This window comes from Georgenia daeguensis (genome assembly GCF_039537705.1).
Taxonomy (GTDB): Bacteria; Actinomycetota; Actinomycetes; order Actinomycetales; family Actinomycetaceae; genus Georgenia; species Georgenia daeguensis.
Genome location: NZ_BAABBA010000041.1, coordinates 1 through 16,611, shown reverse-complemented (window position 1 = coordinate 16,611; position 16,611 = coordinate 1). Strand labels below are relative to the sequence as shown.

17 protein-coding genes and 1 pseudogene are annotated in these 16,611 nt (G+C 73.0%); 11 read left to right on the top strand and 7 right to left on the bottom strand.

Annotated elements, in window-relative coordinates:
* Nucleotides 1-407 precede the first annotated feature (407 nt).
* Entirely contained in the window at nucleotides 408-887 is a 480-nt protein-coding gene (locus ABD774_RS20690) for a nitroreductase/quinone reductase family protein (RefSeq protein ID WP_345045465.1), read from the top strand.
* Here ABD774_RS20690 and ABD774_RS20685 read toward each other — a convergent pair.
* Together ABD774_RS20685 and ABD774_RS20680 are read right to left on the bottom strand one after the other, a co-directional pair.
* The gene (locus tag ABD774_RS20685) at nucleotides 850-1,848 is read right to left on the bottom strand and encodes a VOC family protein (RefSeq protein ID WP_345045463.1); all 999 of its coding nucleotides are present in this window, start codon (nucleotides 1,846-1,848) and stop codon (nucleotides 850-852) included. The two genes, ABD774_RS20690 and ABD774_RS20685, sit on opposite strands and share 38 nt — an antisense overlap.
* Entirely contained in the window at nucleotides 1,845-2,495 is a 651-nt protein-coding gene (locus ABD774_RS20680) for a class II aldolase/adducin family protein (protein WP_345045460.1), read from the bottom strand. Before ABD774_RS20680 ends, ABD774_RS20685 begins: the two co-directional genes overlap by 4 nt.
* 105 nt (nucleotides 2,496-2,600) lie before the next feature.
* Between ABD774_RS20680 and ABD774_RS20675 the strand changes: the two genes are divergently transcribed.
* The 10 genes from ABD774_RS20675 to dmpG all read left to right on the top strand — a co-directional run bounded on the left by ABD774_RS20675 (nucleotide 2,601) and on the right by dmpG (nucleotide 11,396).
* Nucleotides 2,601-3,260, top strand: coding sequence for a PadR family transcriptional regulator (locus tag ABD774_RS20675; protein WP_345045458.1), 660 nt, complete (start codon nucleotides 2,601-2,603; stop codon nucleotides 3,258-3,260).
* Between the two features lie 44 nt (nucleotides 3,261-3,304).
* The gene (locus tag ABD774_RS20670) at nucleotides 3,305-4,036 is read left to right on the top strand and encodes a FadR/GntR family transcriptional regulator (RefSeq protein ID WP_345045456.1); all 732 of its coding nucleotides are present in this window, start codon (nucleotides 3,305-3,307) and stop codon (nucleotides 4,034-4,036) included.
* Between the two features lie 5 nt (nucleotides 4,037-4,041).
* Nucleotides 4,042-4,836: an SDR family NAD(P)-dependent oxidoreductase gene (locus tag ABD774_RS20665; RefSeq protein ID WP_345045454.1), complete on the top strand. Its 795-nt coding sequence runs from the start codon at nucleotides 4,042-4,044 to the stop codon at nucleotides 4,834-4,836.
* A 97-nt stretch (nucleotides 4,837-4,933) separates the two neighbouring features.
* Nucleotides 4,934-5,938, top strand: a complete 1,005-nt coding sequence (locus ABD774_RS20660; RefSeq protein WP_345045452.1) for an ABC transporter substrate-binding protein — start codon at nucleotides 4,934-4,936, stop codon at nucleotides 5,936-5,938.
* A gap of 3 nt (nucleotides 5,939-5,941) precedes the next feature.
* Nucleotides 5,942-6,730 carry a 2-keto-4-pentenoate hydratase gene (locus tag ABD774_RS20655; protein ID WP_345045449.1) on the top strand — a complete coding sequence of 263 codons (789 nt, stop codon included), beginning with the start codon at nucleotides 5,942-5,944 and terminating at the stop codon, nucleotides 6,728-6,730.
* A 62-nt stretch (nucleotides 6,731-6,792) separates the two neighbouring features.
* On the top strand, nucleotides 6,793-7,575 hold the full coding sequence (locus ABD774_RS20650; RefSeq protein WP_486327357.1) for a 2-keto-4-pentenoate hydratase: 783 nt from the start codon (nucleotides 6,793-6,795) through the stop codon (nucleotides 7,573-7,575).
* Between the two features lie 3 nt (nucleotides 7,576-7,578).
* A complete protein-coding gene (locus tag ABD774_RS20645) occupies nucleotides 7,579-7,782 on the top strand; it encodes a tautomerase family protein (RefSeq protein WP_345045445.1) in 204 nt (67 codons plus the stop codon).
* Nucleotides 7,783-7,873: 91 nt separating this feature from the next.
* A complete protein-coding gene (locus ABD774_RS20640) occupies nucleotides 7,874-9,316 on the top strand; it encodes an aldehyde dehydrogenase (protein ID WP_486327356.1) in 1,443 nt (480 codons plus the stop codon).
* An 83-nt stretch (nucleotides 9,317-9,399) separates the two neighbouring features.
* Nucleotides 9,400-10,335, top strand: coding sequence for an acetaldehyde dehydrogenase (acetylating) (locus ABD774_RS20635; protein WP_345045440.1), 936 nt, complete (start codon nucleotides 9,400-9,402; stop codon nucleotides 10,333-10,335).
* Nucleotides 10,336-10,337: 2 nt separating this feature from the next.
* The gene (gene dmpG, locus ABD774_RS20630) at nucleotides 10,338-11,396 is read left to right on the top strand and encodes a 4-hydroxy-2-oxovalerate aldolase (RefSeq protein WP_345045438.1); all 1,059 of its coding nucleotides are present in this window, start codon (nucleotides 10,338-10,340) and stop codon (nucleotides 11,394-11,396) included.
* Here dmpG and ABD774_RS20625 read toward each other — a convergent pair.
* The 5 genes and pseudogenes from ABD774_RS20625 to ABD774_RS20605 all read right to left on the bottom strand — a co-directional run.
* Nucleotides 11,356-11,679, bottom strand: coding sequence for a MarR family transcriptional regulator (locus ABD774_RS20625; RefSeq protein WP_345045435.1), 324 nt, complete (start codon nucleotides 11,677-11,679; stop codon nucleotides 11,356-11,358). The genes dmpG and ABD774_RS20625 overlap by 41 nt on opposite strands.
* Nucleotides 11,680-11,720: 41 nt before the next feature.
* Entirely contained in the window at nucleotides 11,721-12,725 is a 1,005-nt protein-coding gene (locus tag ABD774_RS20620) for a TerC family protein (RefSeq protein WP_345045433.1), read from the bottom strand.
* Nucleotides 12,726-13,164: 439 nt separating this feature from the next.
* A complete protein-coding gene (locus ABD774_RS20615; RefSeq protein ID WP_345045431.1) occupies nucleotides 13,165-14,664 on the bottom strand; it encodes an ATP/GTP-binding protein in 1,500 nt (499 codons plus the stop codon).
* A complete protein-coding gene (locus ABD774_RS20610; protein WP_486327355.1) occupies nucleotides 14,661-16,175 on the bottom strand; it encodes an SCO6880 family protein in 1,515 nt (504 codons plus the stop codon). The genes ABD774_RS20615 and ABD774_RS20610 overlap by 4 nt, the downstream gene beginning before the upstream one ends.
* A pseudogene (locus tag ABD774_RS20605) lies at nucleotides 16,150-16,611 on the bottom strand (hypothetical protein); the annotation flags it as partial. The gene ABD774_RS20610 and the pseudogene ABD774_RS20605, both read right to left, overlap by 26 nt.

Genomic DNA, 16,611 nt, shown 5'->3' with positions numbered 1-16,611 from the left:
AAGGTAGCGTCGGGCACGTCGAGGTCTTCCAGATGGGCAGCGTCAGAACTCCCATCATCGGAAGACCTCGACCCCTATCCGGCGACCGACGCGCCCACCACCGCTACACCGTCAACTGCGAAGAGCCCGAAAATAGGGCGAATCGGTGGCGCCCCGGCGTCCGGAACCCGTCCGGTACGTGAACAGTGCGTGCGTCCAGGCCGCGGGAGCGCGGGACAGAGCAGTCCTGGCGCGACACTGGAGGGCGAAACGCGTTCCGGCGAGGAGGCTCGGCGATGCCTGATGAAGGAGCTGTTCCCAGCGGCGCGGCGTCGGCCTGGAGCCGACTGACTGGATGGCGCTACGCGGCCCGAAGGCGGCTGTACCGGGGCGGGCGGGCCGGACCTCTCGCCCGCGCGGCCAACCGCTTGTCGGCCGTCCAGTTCGCGTCCGGGCTCCTGACGCCGCGGCAGGCCGCGACGCTCGAGGTGCGCGGGCGCCGCTCCGGCCGGGTGATCTCCTTCCCGGTGGTCGTCGCCGACCACGAGGGTGAGCGCTACGTCGTGTCGATGCTGGGCGAGAGCACCAGCTGGGTACGAAACCTCCGGGCCGACAACCGTGGCGTGCTGCGCCGGCGCCGCGCCGAGCCGGTGCGGCTCGAGGAGGTTCCTCCGGAGCGTCGCGCGCCGATCCTGCGCCGTTACCTCGAGCTGGCTCCCGGTGCCCGCGCGCACCTGCCCGTCGACCGGCGCGCGCCCCTGACGGAGTTCGAGCGGATCGCCGACCGGTTCCCCGTCTTCCGCGTCCGCTCTGTGCGGGCGCCGGGTGCCGGCCGCCCCGGCGTCCTCCCTGCGGCCGGTCAGGCCCGGGTCATGCCGTCGGCGAGCCCACGGCAACCGCAGGGGTGACCTCAGTGGGCTCCTCGGGGACTGGGGCGGCGCTCGCGCCCGCCAGGTCCCGCTTCCGGGGCAGACCCTCCCAGTCGTCGTCAAGGTCCGAGGGCACCTGGTACTGGGTGCTGACCCGCGCCTTGGGGCCGAGCCACATGTCGATGGCGCCGGGCTCCTCCGGGTCGAACCAGCGGGGCGTCCAGTCCTCGTCCTCCGCGATCCGGCGGACACCGTAGGAGTACTCGTACGTCAGGCCCTCGGGGCCCTTGAAGTACAGGAAGATCGCCGTCGACTGCGGATGGCGGCCTGGGCCCTGCTCGATCTCAACCCCGTGCTCCTCGAGGAAGTGCCACGAGCGCATGACGTCGTCGATGCTCTCGACCTGGAAGTTGATGTGGCACAGGCCGGGGCGGTCACCCTGGAACACGGCGAGCTTGTGGTGCACCGGGTCGAACCGCATGAGGCACGCGCCGCCCGTCACCCAGTCGGAGACCTTGATGTTGAAGTGCTCGGTCCAGAACTGTCCCGCCGCGTAGACGTCGGGCGCGTCGAAGCAGATGTGCCCGAACTCGGTGATGCCGGCCGGGCGGGAGAACTTCACGGGCGCGGTCAGCCGGACCTGGCCGACCACGAGGTCGACCCGGTTGCCGGCGGGGTCCTCGAAGGTGAGGTAGTCGCGGACGTGGCGCGAGCGGGCTCCGGCCTCCGTCCCGCGCCTGACCTTCAGGCCGATCTCCCTCAGCTCCACCTCCGCCGCGTCGAGGGCGGCCATGTCCCGCAGCACGAAGCCGGAGCTCAGCACGCCTGACCGGCCCTCGACGAAGGCCAGGCAGTGGTGACGGTGGTCCGCCCGGAGGTAGGCGACGCCCTCCTCCTCCTTGACCAGCTCCATCCCGACGATGTCCGTCGCGAACTTCACCGCCGTCCGCAGGTCGGCGGTTCCGGAGCGCACGTACGCGATGTCGACCAGCTCAATCATGATTCCTCCTCCTTGAGGTACAGCCAGATCCGTTGCAGAAGCTCCGGGGCGACGGCGCACCACGCGTCCTGCTCGTCGTCGTCCAGGGGGGTGGCGGTGCCGCTCGCGGCGGTGGCGTTCATGAGTGCCGAACGCTCGAGGACCCACATGCGGGCGACTGCCTGGCCCAGGTCGGCCCCGACGGTGACCGCGCCGTTGCCCCGCATGACGACGGCGGAGCCGGCGCCCAGGGTGGCGGCGAGCCGAGCGGCGGCTGCCCTGTCCCGGACGAGGCGGGGGTCATCATGGACGGCGACCTGCGGGCCAAGGAACGCGCCCTGGCCGTGCAGCGGCCTGATGGGAACCCCGGCGCTGGCCAGCGCGGTGGCGGTGAGTGGCTGCGCGCGGCAGACGGCGCCCACGTCCGGCCGGGCGGCCGCGATCTCCCGGTGGATCCAGGCCTCGCGTGGGAGGCCGGGGCCGAGGTCCGGCCCCGCGAGGTCGAGGAGCTGCACCGAGCCGGGGACCGCCCGGGCGAGCGGCACCGGCGGGGTGATGGACCACGTGCCGTCGTCCGAGCGGGCCGAGACGTGGCCGAACGCGTCGACCAGCCCGTGGCGCGCCAGTGCGCGGCCAGCCAGGGCCAGGTCGTCTGCGGTACTTGGCACGGCAGGGCTCCTCGTCCTCGAGTGCGGTCCGTCAGGGCTTTCTACCACGGTATAGGTCTACATAGGAATACTCCGAGAGCGGAAGTGGTCGCCTATCCTGATGGCATGTCCCTGAGGTATGCGGTGCTCGAGGTTCTTGAGGCGAGCCCCATGAACGGCTACCGGCTCGCCCGTCGTTTCGCCGAGGCGCAGCGCTGGGTCTGGTCAGCGCCGCAGAGCCAGGTGTACGGCGTCCTCGCGAAGTTGCGGCAGGACGGTCTGATCGCCGGCACGGCCCGCGAGGGCGAGAACGGGCTCAGCACCGCGGACTACTCGCTCACTGCGGAGGGAGAGCGGGACCTGGCGCGCTGGATCTCGGCGCCGCACCCCGAGCCGCCCACCCGCGACCCCTTCGCCCTCCAGGCCCTGGGATTCGACAGTGTCGACACCGACAGTGCAGTGGAGGTCCTCGAGGCCCACATCGCCGAGCAGGAGGCGCTGATGGAGCGGTGGGGCGAGCACCGCGAGGCGCTGCTGCGCCGTGACACCCCTCTGCTGCGCGAGCGCCTCAAGGCCCGGCCGGCCAGGGAGCACCGCCGCATCGCCGAGGTCAAGGCGATGGTTTTCGCCCGGCAGGTCGAGCTCGCAGCGGCCAAGGTGAACTGGGCGCGCCGGATGATCGACCTCCTCCGGGACCTCGACGCCGACGCTGGGCCCGCCGACCTCGCTGCTGCCGCTGACCCCGCCGGCGCCGGCCGGGAGTGGGACAAGACCGCGCGTCGGTAGCGGCGGCGCTGGCAAACGAACGTATTCAATACTACCGTTCAGCCATGACGGAGACCCCGAGCGCCCTTCATCTCGGCCGGACGGAGCGCACCTCCCGCGCCCAGGCCGTGGCAGAGCGCATCAGCGAGCTGATCGCCACCGAGCAGGTGCTGCCCGGTGACCGGCTGGGCACCAAGACCGAGCTCCAGGGCCAGTTCGGCGTCGCGGCCGGAACGCTGAACGAGGCCGTCCGGCTGCTCGAGACGCGCGGCCTGGTGGAGGCCCGGCCGGGGCCCCGGGGCGGCATCTTCGTCGCCCGGCCCTCGGCCCACATCCGCCTCAGTCACCTCATCCTCGGACTGGGGGCGGACGCGATGTCGATCTCCGACACGCTCGAGATCCGCAACGCCCTCGAGCTGCCGGTCGCCCTCCAGGCTGCCCGGCACGCCGGACCCGAGCAGCTCGCGCGCCTGAACGAGATCGTCGGCGCCATGGCGCGGCTGGGCGACCAGCCGCGCGAGTACCTGCTCCGGAACTGGGACCTGCACGAGGAGATCGCCAGCATCTCGGGGAACCCCCTGCTCAGGACGATCTACGTCTCCCTGCTGGAGACGGCCCGCGAGGCGGTAAAGGACGTCGCCCCCGACCCGGACTTCGCCACCTCCTTCCCCCAGAACCTCCAGCTGCACCACGAGCTCGTGGACGCGATCACGTCGGGGCGGGCGGAGCGGGTCCGGCGGGCGGTCGAGGCGCACACGCCCCTGTCGGAGGCCATGACCGACCGGGCGCTGGGCTGACCCGGATGGACCTCGGGCTCGCCGGCCGCCGCGCCCTCGTCACCGGAGCCGGCAAGGGGATCGGTCGCGCCGTCGTCGAGACGCTGGTGGCCGAGGGGGTCATGGTGCTCGCGGCGGAGCTGGACCCCGGCTGCTGCGCCGAGCTGGAGGCCATGCCGAACGTGCGCGCGGCCCGGGTCGACATGTCCACCGCGGAGGCCGGCGGCCGGCTCGCCGTGCTGTCGCAGGACATGCTCGGCGGGCTGGACATCCTCGTCAACAACGTCGGGGCCGCGCCCCTGCGGCATGGCTTCGCCGACGTCGACGACGACGCCTGGCGGCGCACCCTCGACCTCAACCTCATGAGTGTGGTCCGCACCGTCCGGGCCACCATCTCCTTGCTGGGCGGGTCCGACGCCGGCGCCATCGTCAACGTGGCCTCGACCTCGGGGCGCTATCCCGAGCCCATGCTGGTCGACTACGCCGCGAGCAAGGCCGCCGTGCTGTCGCTGACCGGGGCGCTCGCCACGGAGCTCGGCCCCGCGGGCATCCGGGTCAACGCCGTCTCGCCAGGCCCCACCCGCACGCCGCTGTGGGACGAGCCCGGCGGGTTCGCCGACGCACTCGCGCAGCGGCACGGGCTCCCGCGGGAGGAGGCGGTCGTGCATCACGTCCGCGACGTCAGGAAGGTCGCGCTCGGCCGTCCCGCCACCGCGCAGCAGGTGGCGGACGCGATCGTCTACCTCGTCTCTGCCCGGGCGTCGCACGTGACCGGCACGGTCCTCGCCGTGCACGGCGGGATGGCCACGCACCTGATGTAGCCCTGCCGCTCGGTTCCTCACCGCGGCGCGAGGGCTTGACAAGACTAATCATTACTATCAATATTCGGGATGCCCGCCGTCTGTTCAAGGAGGAACGATGCGCACATCCCCCAGGTCCGTCACCGCCCTGCCTCTCGTCCTAACACTCGCCGTCGCGCTCGCCGCATGTTCGAGCGGCGGTGCCAGCACGGAGGAGACCGCCGGCGCCGGCGCGCCGGCCGCTTCGGCCAAGGGTGAACCGGAAGTCGCCGAGCTCGCCGTCGGCATCGTCCCCGTCGTCGACCACGCCTCGGTCCAGGTGGCCGTGGACGAGGGCTTCTTCGAGGAGGAGGGCCTCAGCGTCGAGGCCACAGTCATGCAGGGCGGCGCCGCCGCGCTGCCCGCCATGGTCTCCGGCGACCTCCACGCGGCCTTCGCCAGCTACCCGTCGTTCTTCCTCGCCGAGCAGAAGGGCCTCGGCGTCACCATCGTCGCCGAGGGCATCCGCGGCAACGAGGAGACCGCCGGAGTCTTCGTGAACGCCGACTCCCCGATCCAGAAGCCTGAGGATCTGGCCGGTGCCACCATCGCCGTCAACACCCTGAACAACATCGGCGACGTCAGCATCAAGGCGGCCCTGGACGAGCTGGGCGTCGACGTCGCGAGCATCCAGTTCGTCGAGATGCCCTTCCCCGACATGCCGGCCGCGCTCTCGCTGGGCAACGTCGACGCGGTGTGGGTCGCGGAGCCCTTCCGCTCCATCGTGGCGGCCGAGGGGGCGCGGAAGGTCTTCGCGTCCTACAGCGGCATCGCCGAGGAGATCCCCGTCTCGGGCCTGGGCATGACCGACAAGTTCGTCGCCGAGAACCCCAACACCGCCGCCGCGTTTGCCCGCGCCATCGAGAAGGCCAACGCTCTCCTGGCCGGGGAACCGGACCTCGCTCGTGAGGCGGTGCAGACCTACTCCGAGACGAGCCCGGAGGCCGCGGCTGCGCTGGAGCTGCCGACGTGGGTCGAGGGCGCCCCCGACGTCGAGGAGCTCGGCCGGTGGAACGATCTGATGATCGCCACCGGCGCGTTCGCCGAGCCTGTCGACATGGCCGACCTCGTCGCGAGCGAGTAGACCATGGAGAACCAGGACCGCGTCGCCGCCGCCGAGTCGTTGCTGGCCGCCTACGACGGCGAGGCCGTCGCCCCGCTGAGCGAGACCTACCCCGACATCGACCTTGAGGACGCCTACGCGATCCAGCGCATCCAGCTGGACCGCTGGGTGGCCGGGGGGCGGTCGGTGCGCGGGCACAAGGTCGGCCTGACCTCGCGCGTCATGCAACGGCAGCTCGGCGTGGACCAGCCCGACTACGGCCAGCTGCTGGACACGATGATCCACGGCGAGGGGCAGGCCCTCGACCCCGCGGACTTCGTCCAGCCGAAGGTCGAGCCGGAGATTGCGTTCGTGCTCGGCCGCGATCTCGCCGGCCCGGGCGTCACGGTCGTGGACGCCGTGCGGGCCGTGGACTGCGTCCTGCCCGCGCTGGAGATCATCGACTCGCGCATCCGGGACTGGCGCATCGGGCTCGCCGACACGGTGGCCGACAACGCCTCCTCCGGTGCCGTCGTTCTCGGTACCCGGCCCGTCCGGCTCGCGGACATCGACCTGCGCCTGACCGGATGCGTCCTCGCCGTCGACGGCGAGATCGCGGCCACCGGCGCCGGCGGGGCGGTCCTGGGTTCCCCGATCAACGCGCTGGTCTGGCTCGCGAACACCGTCGGAGCGCTGGGGACCACGCTCGAGGCGGGCCAGGTGGTGATCCCCGGCTCGCTCACCGCCGCCCAGGCGCTCCGGCCCGGCGGCACGGTCCGGGCCACCTTCGCGGGGCTCGGCACCGTCACCACCCGGATGGAGCTGGCGGCATGAAGCGAGCGAGCGGCTGGACCACGACGGGCGCGCGCGCCGCCGGCGCCATGGAGGGAGCCGAGGTGGGCGACTGGACGATCGAGCGGGTAGTCGATGAGCTGTACGCGGCCGAGGCCGGCCGGTACGACCGCACGCCGATCACCGACGAGTTTCCCGGCCTCGACATCGAGACGGCCTACCGGGCGCAGGACCTGCTCGTGGAGCGCAAGGTCGCGGACGGCCAGACCATCACGGGGGTCAAGCTCGGCCTGACCTCCCGCGCGAAGCAGCAGCGGATGGGCATCGACGCCCCGCTGACCGCCTGGCTCACCGACGCCATGACCCTCCCGGCGGGGGCCCCCGCACCGCTGGCGGAGCTGATCCACCCGCGGGTGGAGCCCGAGATCGTCTTCGTCCTCGGCGAGGACCTCGCCGGGCCCGGCATCACCGCGGCCCGCGCGATGAGGTCCGTCTCCGCCGTCCTCGGCGGCTACGAGATCATCGACTCACGCTACCGGGACTTCCGCTTCACCCTGCCGGACGTCATCGCCGACAACGCCTCCGCCGCCCGCTGGGGCAGCGGCCCGGTCGCCCTCGACCCGGCCGACCTCGACCTCTCGCTCGAGGCTTGCCTCGTCGAGGTCGACGGCGAGATCGTCGACACCGCCACGGGCGCCGCCGTCCAGGGCCACCCCGCGGAGGCGCTCGCCCTCGCCGCCAACTCGCTCGGCGCCCGCGGGCACCGCCTGCGGGCCGGCTGGATCGTGCTCACCGGTGGAATCACCGACGCGGTGTTCCTCCGCCCAGGCTCGTCGGTGTCGGTCCAGTTCAGCAATCTCGGCAGCGTCACCGTGACAGGAGCCTGACCCGTGCCCCTCGTCGAAGTCACCCTCACCGAGGGCCGGCGGCCCGAGCAGCTGCGCGAGCTCATGCACCGCGTCCACGAGGCCGTCCGCTCCAGCCTCGACGCCAACCCCCAGAGCATCCGCGTGATCGTGCGCGAGGTGCCCCGCGAGCTGTGGTCCGCCGGGGACCAGACCCTCGCCGAACGCGATGCCCAGGAAGGACGCTGACATGCACCCGACCAGTCAGGTCGCCGAGACCACCACCCACCGCCCCGGCAAGCAGCCCGCCGGCGAGTACGCCCCGCAGGCCGAGGGATCCGTGACCACCTTCGGCCACGTCATCGACGGTCGCGAGGTGCCCTCCGCCGACGGCGCCACGTTCGACAGCGTCGACCCCTTCACGGGCGAGATCTGGGCTCGGTTCCCGCTCGGCGGGAAGGCGGAGGCCGACCTCGCCGTCGCCGCCGCGCGCCGGGCGTTCGACGAGGGGCCGTGGCCCCGGATGGGACGCCGTGAGCGTCAGGCGATCCTCACCCGCCTCGCCGACCTCATCCTCGAGCACGGGGACGAGCTCGCCCTGGCCGACACCCGGGACATGGGCAAGCCGATCACCCAGAGCCGCGGCAACGACGTGCCGCGCACCGCGGACAACTTCCGGTTCTTCGCGGACCACGCCCAGCTCACCGCGGCCGAGGCCCTGCCGATGGACTCCGGCCACCACGCCTACACGCGCTACGAGGCCGCCGGCGTCGTCGTCGCCATCGCGCCGTGGAACTTCCCGATGATGCTCGAGAGCTGGAAGGTCGCGCCCGCCCTCGCCTGGGGCAACACCGTCGTGCTCAAGCCCGCAGAGGACTCCCCGGCGTCGGCCACGATCCTGGCGCGCCTGGCGCTCGAGGCCGGCGTCCCACCCGGGGTCCTCAACGTCGTGCACGGCTACGGCCCGGACTCCGTCGGCGAGGCCCTCACAGCGCACCCCGACGTCGACCGGATCACCTTCACCGGCGAGTCCAGCACGGGGCGGGCGATCGCCGGTGCCGCGGCGCGGAACCTCACGCCGGTGAGCCTCGAGCTCGGCGGCAAGGGGGCGAACGTCGTCTTCGCCGACGCCGACCTCGACAACGCGGTCGCCTGGTCGGTGCGGGCCATCTTCACCAACGCGGGCCAGGTCTGCCTCGCCGGCTCGCGCCTGTACGTCCACCGCTCGATCCAGGAGGCGTTCCTCGAGCGCTTCGTGGCCGCCGCCCGCGCGATGGTGGCCGGCGACCCGAAGGACCCCGCCACCCAGCTCGGCCCGCTCTCCTCCGCGACGCACCACGCCAAGGTGCGCTCCTACTTCGAGTCCATCGAGGCGGAGGGCGGCACGATCCTCACCGGTGCGCTCGCGGACGGGCTCTTCGTCCTGCCCACGATCGTCACCGGGCTCGCCGAGGACTCCCCCCACCAGCGCGAGGAGATCTTCGGGCCGATCGTCACCGTGACGCCCTTCGACAGCGAGGACGAGGTGGTCGGTCTGGTCAACGCCTCCCCGTTCGGCCTCAACGCCATGCTCTTCAGCGAGAACCTCTCGCGGGCCCACCGGGTGGCCTCGCGGCTGCGCGTCGGGACCGTGTGGGTGAACTGCTTCTTCATCCGCGACCTGCGCGCCCCCTTCGGCGGCGTCGGTGACTCCGGGGTGGGCCGGGAGGGCGGCTCGTTCAGCCGCGAGTTCTTCACGGAGCCCAAGGCCGTCGTGATGCAGATCGACCAGGCCGACGACTGACCGCCGTTCCCCGCCCGGAGAACAGCCGACCGGCCTTCCGGCGAGCGCGTGGCGCCCGCCCCACCAGCCAACCAGGAGGAACCATGACCGTCACGCAACCTGCGGCAGGGCTCGCGCCGGCCCCGGGGCGGCGGCTGAGCGCCGCCGTCGTCGGACCGGGCAACATCGGCACCGACCTGCTCGTGAAGCTGCTGCGCTCGGATTCGCTCGACGTCCACTCCATGGTGGGGGTGGACCCGGCGTCGGACGGCCTCGCCCGCGCCCGCCGCCTCGGCGTCGAGGCGAGCCACGGGGGCGTGGACTGGCTGCTGGCCCAGGACACCCTGCCCGACATCGTCTTCGAGGCGACCTCCGCCAGGGCCCACCTGGCGAACGCGCCGCGGTACCGGGAGGCCGGCATCACCGCCGTGGACCTGACCCCGGCCGCCGTCGGGCCCTTCCTGTGCCCGGTGGTCAACACCGAGCACCTGGACGCGCCGAACGTCAACATGATCACCTGCGGCGGGCAGGCGACCATCCCGATCGTCGACGCGGTCTCCAGCGTGACCGACGTGCCCTACGCGGAGATTGTGGCCTCGATCGCGTCGCGCTCGGCGGGGCCGGGGACGCGCGCGAACATCGACGAGTTCACCGTGACCACCGCCCACGCCATCGAGTCAGTGGGCGGGGCCGGACGGGGCAAGGCGATCATCATTCTCAACCCGGTGGACCCGCCCATGATCATGCGCGACACCGTGTTCTGCGCCGTCCCGACCGACGCCGACCGGGACGCGATCGCCGAGGCGATCCACCGCCGCGTCCGGGAGGTCCAGGCCTACGTGCCGGGCTACCAGCTCCGGGGCGAGCCGCAGTTCGACGACGCCGAGGAGGTCTGGGACGGCAACGCCCGCGTCACCGTCCTGCTCGAGGTCCGCGGCAACGGCGACTACCTGCCGGAGTGGGCCGGCAACCTCGACATCATGACCGCCGCCGCCCTGCAGGTCGGCGAGCTCATCGGCCAGGCCAAGGGAGCGAATTAGCGATGACCATCACACACCCGGGAGCGGCCCGCCCGGGGGCCGAGGCCGGCCCGGCGCCTGTGCGCATCACCGACACCACGCTCCGCGACGGCAGCCACGCCGTGCGACACCGCTTCACCGAGGACGACGTCCGCGCCGTCGCCGGCGCCCTCGACCGGGCCGGCGTGCAGGTCATCGAGGTCACCCACGGGGACGGCCTCGCCGGGTCGTCGTTCAACTACGGGTTCGGCGCCCGCAGCGACGCCCAGCTCGTGGCGGCCGCCGCCGACGCCGTGGCCCGGGCCAGGATCGCCGTCCTGCTCCTGCCCGGGCTCGGCACCGTCGAGAACCTCCGCGAGGCCCACGACGCCGGGGCGACGATCGCCCGGGTGGCCACGCACAGCACCGAGGCGGACATCTCCGCGCAGCACTTCGGCGCGGCCCGGGAGCTGGGCATGGAGACCGTCGGGTTCCTCATGCTCTCGCACCGCAACAGCCCGGAGGGCCTCGCCGACCAGGCCCGGATCATGGCCGACGCCGGGTGCCAGTGCGTCTACGTCGTCGACTCGGCCGGCGCGCTCATGCCGGGCACCGCAGCCGACCGCGTCGCCGCGCTCGTCGCCGAGCTGGGCGACGACGCCCAGGTGGGGTTCCACGGCCACCAGAACCTCTCGCTCGGGGTCGCGAACTCCCTCGCCGCTTACGACGCCGGCGCCCGCCAGATCGACGGCACCCTGTGCGCGCTCGGGGCCGGGCCGGGGAACTCGCCCACGGAGATCCTCTCCGCGGCGTTCGAGAAGCTGGACGTCCCGACCGGGATCGACGTCGACGCCATCCTCGCCGCGGCCGAGGATGTGCTGCGCCCGTTGGTGCCCCGGCTGCCCGTGGCCGACCGGTCCTCCATCGTGCAGGGGCGGTTCGGCGTCTACAACTCGTTCCTGCTGCACGCGGAGCGTGCGGCCGCCCGGTACGGCGTCCCCGCCCACGACATCCTCCGCGAGGTGGGCGAGCGGGGCTACGTCGGGGGCCAGGAGGACATGATCATCGACGTCGCGCTGGAGCTGGCGGCGGGCGCTCGCTGAAGATGCCGAGCAGCTCGCCGACCTCGTGCGCGGCGTTCGCGGGGTGCCGGAACGGGCGGTGGGAGTCGACGGTGTAGTGCGTCCGGCGCCCGACGCGGGTGCGCCGGACGTACCCGCCCGCCTCCAGGTCGCCCAGGATGGCCAGGGTGGCGCGTGGCGTGATCCCGACCCGCTGCGCGATGTCACTCACGCGCGCATCTGGGGCGGCGGCCACGGCGAGGAGGACCTGGCCGTGGTTGGTCAGGAACGTCCACCCCGGCCGGGCGTCGTCGTCGTGAACCATGACCACATCCTTCCCGCTGTGTCGTCTGCAGCGCGCCGGCCTCACCGGACCTTCCAGGCCGGCGCGCTGGCGGCGAGCTCCTCCTCCGTCGCCACCCGGAACGGCGAGGCCGGCGCAGGCGGCTCCCGCCGGCCCTGGCCGCGGGTGGCACGGAGGCTGGCCACGATCGAGGTGGTGATGATGACCGCCACCACGGCCAGGGAGATCGAGGTCGGGATGTAGAACAGGTCGATCTTGAGCAGCATCTTCACGCCGACCCAGATCAGCACCAGCGCGAGGCCGATCTTGAGGTAGACGAACCGGTGGATCAGGTCGGCCAGCAGGAAGTACATCGCGCGCAGCCCGAGGATGGCGAAGGCGTTGGCGGTGAACACGAGGAAGACGTCGTCGGTCACCGCGAAGATGGCCGGGATGGAGTCCACCGCGAAGACGACGTCGGTGACCTCCACGAGCACGAGCACTGCCAGCAGCGGAGTGGCCACGAGGGTACCGGCCCTGCGGACGAGCAGGCGCTGCCCGTAGTACGCGTCGGTCATCGGCACGAAGCGGCGGAACAGCCGCAGGGTCCGCGACCTCGCCGGGTCGAGGTGCTCGTTGCGGGAGCGGATCATCCGGTACCCGGTCCACAGCAGGAAGGCGGCGAAGACGTACAGCACCCAGGAGAAGTTGTCGATGAGTGCGGCGCCGGCGGCGATGAACGCGCCGCGCAGGACGAGCGCACCGAGCACCCCGAGGAAGAGCACACGGTGCTGGTACTCCCGCGGGACCCCGAAGAAGCTGAAGATGATCGCCCAGACGAAGACGTTGTCCACCGCCAGGGACTTCTCGATGAGGTACCCGGCGAAGTACTGCTGGCCGAACTCGGCGCCGTAGACGCTCCACACCAGCGCGCCGAAGGCGATCCCGAACGCCACCCAGACCGCCGACCAGACCGCGGCCTCCCGGACCCCGATGACATGGGCCCGGCGGTGGGCGAAGAGGTCGATCGCGAGCATCACCACGATGAAGGCGATCACCGTCGCCCACACCCAGAACGGAACATCCATCCGAGAGCACCACCCTCCGGTCAACTGACCGGAGGTCTCTCCCAGCCCGGGTCGGGCCCGCCCGCCGGACCCGCTCGGTGCGGGACGTGATGACGACGAAGCGCGTGGGGTTACTCCCCTCCACCAACACGATCAGTGAAGCGGAGTTCACCTATGCGTGTCAAGGCTCCGCGTGTGGGTTGTGAGGAGGCATGTAGGCGTGTCAAGACTTGGGGGAGCGGCGGGCGCCTCGCTGACACTGGAGACGGCTCGGTCCGGTAAGTGCTCCTGAGCCGATGAAGTCCATCTGGATCGACTTCGTCTGCGCAGGAGCACTTACCCGTCTTGGGAGATGCGCAGGTGTGGCGGCGGTGCGCGGGCGGTGGCGGTGGCGGTGCGCGGGTGGCGGCGGTGCGCGGGCGGTGGCGGTGGCGGCGCGCGGGTGGCGGCGCGGGGCGCTCTACTCCGCTGGGCGTTCCACGCGCCCGACCCGGGAAAGCTCCCGCCAGCGCTTGTTGGTGTCGTGGATGCCGAGCTCGACGGACGTCAGCTGCACCTGCACGGGGATGCCCGGCCGCCCACCGACCTTGACCAGGAACTTCCCGCGCCCGGGCGGCTCGGTCTCCCGGTGGTGCACCGGGTCCCACGCGGGCGGGTCCTGCCAGCCGATGAGCAGCTCCTGCTCCGCCCGTGAGAGCGGCACCGCCTGGGTCAGCATGGACATCTCCGCCCCGGGCAGCCCGCCGGCCACCACCATCCCCGAGCGCTCGACGAACCCGCGGGCCTTCATCCGGTCCTCCTCCGCGGGCAGCGCCAGCAGGTCCGACATCGTGTGGGAGACCATCACGGTCCCCACGCCGCGGGTGCGGTTCAGGCGGGTGAGGGCGTCGACACGGTCGACGATGCCGCGGCCGGCGCGCAGCACCCGCCACAGCTCGTCGAGCACCACGAAATAGTGCCGGCGCGGCTCCACGCCCGCGTCCGCGAGGGCGTTGGACACGTTGACCGTCCCGAAGCCGGCCGACCAGCACGCCAGCATCACCGCGGCCTGCAGGTCCGTCTGGGCGTCGTCGATGTGGCTGACGTCGTAGACCACCGGGCGGTCGCGCCGCATCGGGTTGGTGGTGGGGCGGGAGAACGTCCGGCCCAGCCGGCCGCCGTCGACCAGGCCGATGAGCGAGGCCTCGAGGTTCTCCGTCACCGCCTGGTAACGCTCGAGAGATCCGCGGTCCAGCGCCACCTGCCGGACGTCCTCCGGCGCGGACCGGATGACCTCGAGCAGGTCGGGCAGCACGGGCACGCCGTCGTGGCGGTCGTCGAGCACGCGCAGCGCCCGGTCGAGGATCGTCTCCTCCCGGTCCGTCGGGGGCTGGGCGCGCAGGATCGTCAGCAGCGAGGACACCATGGTCAGGCGCCGGTCGTGCGCGTCCGAGAGCACCATGGCGCGGGCGCCGCCGGTGAGCCGCTCCGCCGCCGAGGTGGCCTCGCCGGGGTCCAGGACGTTGATGTGCCCCCGGTCCCCGCCGAGCGCGATGACCTGCCCGCCGAGCGCCTCGATGAGGTCGACGTAGTCCGGCTTGAGGTCGCCCAGCACCAGCGGCATGACGCCGTAGCCGGCCAGCCCCGCGGCCATCCGCCGCACGAGCGTCGACTTGCCCAGGCCCGGGAGCCCGAGCACGAAGGCCGAGGGGTTGGAGATGAGGTTCGCGCGCTGGAACCACGACACCGGGTCGCAGCACACCGTGGCGCCGGTGACCATGTTCCGGCCCAGCGGCACCCCCACCATGGGCGTCCCGGAGCCGACGGCGAAGGGCCAGAGCCCGCACACCTGCCGGGTCGAGCCGCGCCACTCCGGCACCGGCTGGATCGACCCGGCCCGGCCCCGCCCGCGCCCGGACCAGCCGCGCGGGCCGGGGCGCGGCGGCGCCGTCGTCGTCCCCTCGCCCTTCCCCGGGCTCACAGCCGGCTCCGCATCTGCGAGGGCAGGTCGAGGTGGCGCGGCAGGACCAGGCCGAGCGGCAGCGCGGCAGCGAAGGCCGTGTCCTGGGAGCCGTACGCGGGCCGCAGCCGCAGCCGCGCGGTGGCCGCGAGATTCTCGACGGCGGCGCGGGCGTCCGCCTCGCGGTCCTCGTCCAGGACCGTGGCGGTGACGAGCATGCCGAAGTTCACCAGCCCGGCGCCCGCGGCCTCCTCCTGCGCGGTCAGCGCTGCGGCGCGGGTGGCGAGGACATCCCGCGCGGTCGGCTTGTCCGAGGAGGACTGGCGGAACTGGGCGGCGCGCAGGTCCGCCTCGACGATGGCGGCGGCGGAGGCGGCGTCGATGGGCCGGTACAGCAGGGTGACGCGCTTGCGGGCGACGTCGCGGTGCGGGGCGAGCAGCCGGGAGAGGATCGAGGCCTGGACGTTGCCGCGCGGGGCGCCCGTCATGGCCCAGGTCACCGATACCCCGGAGTCGTGCCGGTAGTCGTCCCAGGACGCCTCGGCGGCCGAGGGGCCCACGTCGGACCAGGTCAGGTGCGTGACCTCGCCCTCGGCGTGCGCCTCGTCGACGGCGGTCGCCGCGGCGGGGTCGTACGCCACCCGCACCAGCTCGCACAGCTCGGCGGCGTCCACCGGGTGCGCGGGGCCGGCGCCGGTGGCCTGCAGCTCCCCGGTCAGCCCCGGCAGGCGTGCCCCGAGCTCGCGGGCGAACTCGGCCGGCTGCCGGCGCCGGCCGTTGTGCGTGGCGTTGAACGTCAGCGCGACGTAGGCGCGCACGGTCGAGGAGCCGTGCGGGTACTCGGCGACCGTCTCGGCCAGCAGCGCCCTCGCGAACTCCGGCGCGTCGGGGTCGAGGTTCGTCCCGACCTCCCGGCGCAGCCGCGTGCCGGTGTCCGGCGCGGTCTCGACGGTCACCGACGCGGCGACGATCCCCGGCTCGTCGCCGAGGTTGGCGAGCCACAGGCCCCAGTCGGCGACCCACGCGTCCACCTGCTCCTCGTCCACCAGGGCGGCGCCGTCGGGCTCGGTGCCGATGACGAGGGTGTACGTCGCGGTGGCGGGGACGCGGATGAGGGCGAAGCGCCGCCCGTAGGAGTCGGAGTGCTCCGTCAGCTTCGACGACGACGCCAGCCCGGGCAGCTGGCAGGTGCCCCACGGCACCTGCCCGAGCGGGCCCGAGCGGTACAGGTGCTCGCCCGCGGAGCGCTGGCGCCACCAGGACCAGCGGGTCGCACCCTTGTCCAGGGCGTTGAGGCCGTGCTTGTCGCGCACGCCGATCGCCAGCAGCACGACCGCCAGGCCGGCGGCCACCACCAGGCCGGTGAGCAGCTCGGTCAGCATGACCACGAGCACCACCACCACCAGGCCGGCCATGAGGATCATCGTCCCGGCGGTCCCCAGGCCCATGAGCCCTGGCGTGGTGGGGCGGCGCCAGTTGCCGTAGGTGCGTGGCGCGTGGTGGCCGTCAACGGTTGCCGGCACGTGAACCATCTCCTTCGTGGGTGCTCGCGCCCGTGCGCGGGCGTCCCTTCCGTCCGGTCGTGCCGGGGCGCCCGCGCCCCGGCCGCCCCGGGGCCCCGTCCGTCGCGGCGTCCGGCGGTTCGCGGGTCGTGCCGCCGTCCTCGCCCGCCGTGACCTGGAGGTCGTGGGGGCCGCGGTCCTCGTCCGGCTCGCGCCCGGCGCGGTCGTCCTGGCCGGCGCCCGCCGGCAGCGTCGCCCCCGACCCCGACCCCGTCCCTGACCCCGCCCCAGACCCGGACGACCCGGACCTGGCGCCGGACGACCCGCCGACGGACCCCGCGCCGACGCCGGAACCCGGGGCTCCGCGGGCGCCGGGAGCCTCGCGCTCCCCGCCTGGGCGCGCACCGGACCGCAGCTCGGTCGCGCCGCGGGCGCCGAGCAGCCCGACGCTCGCCGCAGCCCCGGC

Coding starts and splice junctions, on each gene's coding strand:
- ABD774_RS20685 (WP_345045463.1), bottom strand. CDS start 1,848: ATGATTGAGCTGGTCGACATCGCGTACGTGCGCTCCGGAACCGCCGAC.
- ABD774_RS20675 (WP_345045458.1), top strand. CDS start 2,601: ATGTCCCTGAGGTATGCGGTGCTCGAGGTTCTTGAGGCGAGCCCCATG.
- ABD774_RS20670 (WP_345045456.1), top strand. CDS start 3,305: ATGACGGAGACCCCGAGCGCCCTTCATCTCGGCCGGACGGAGCGCACC.
- ABD774_RS20665 (WP_345045454.1), top strand. CDS start 4,042: ATGGACCTCGGGCTCGCCGGCCGCCGCGCCCTCGTCACCGGAGCCGGC.
- ABD774_RS20660 (WP_345045452.1), top strand. CDS start 4,934: ATGCGCACATCCCCCAGGTCCGTCACCGCCCTGCCTCTCGTCCTAACA.
- ABD774_RS20655 (WP_345045449.1), top strand. CDS start 5,942: ATGGAGAACCAGGACCGCGTCGCCGCCGCCGAGTCGTTGCTGGCCGCC.
- ABD774_RS20635 (WP_345045440.1), top strand. CDS start 9,400: ATGACCGTCACGCAACCTGCGGCAGGGCTCGCGCCGGCCCCGGGGCGG.
- dmpG (WP_345045438.1), top strand. CDS start 10,338: ATGACCATCACACACCCGGGAGCGGCCCGCCCGGGGGCCGAGGCCGGC.
- ABD774_RS20625 (WP_345045435.1), bottom strand. CDS start 11,679: ATGGTTCACGACGACGACGCCCGGCCGGGGTGGACGTTCCTGACCAAC.
- ABD774_RS20620 (WP_345045433.1), bottom strand. CDS start 12,725: ATGGATGTTCCGTTCTGGGTGTGGGCGACGGTGATCGCCTTCATCGTG.
- ABD774_RS20610 (WP_486327355.1), bottom strand. CDS start 16,175: ATGGTTCACGTGCCGGCAACCGTTGACGGCCACCACGCGCCACGCACC.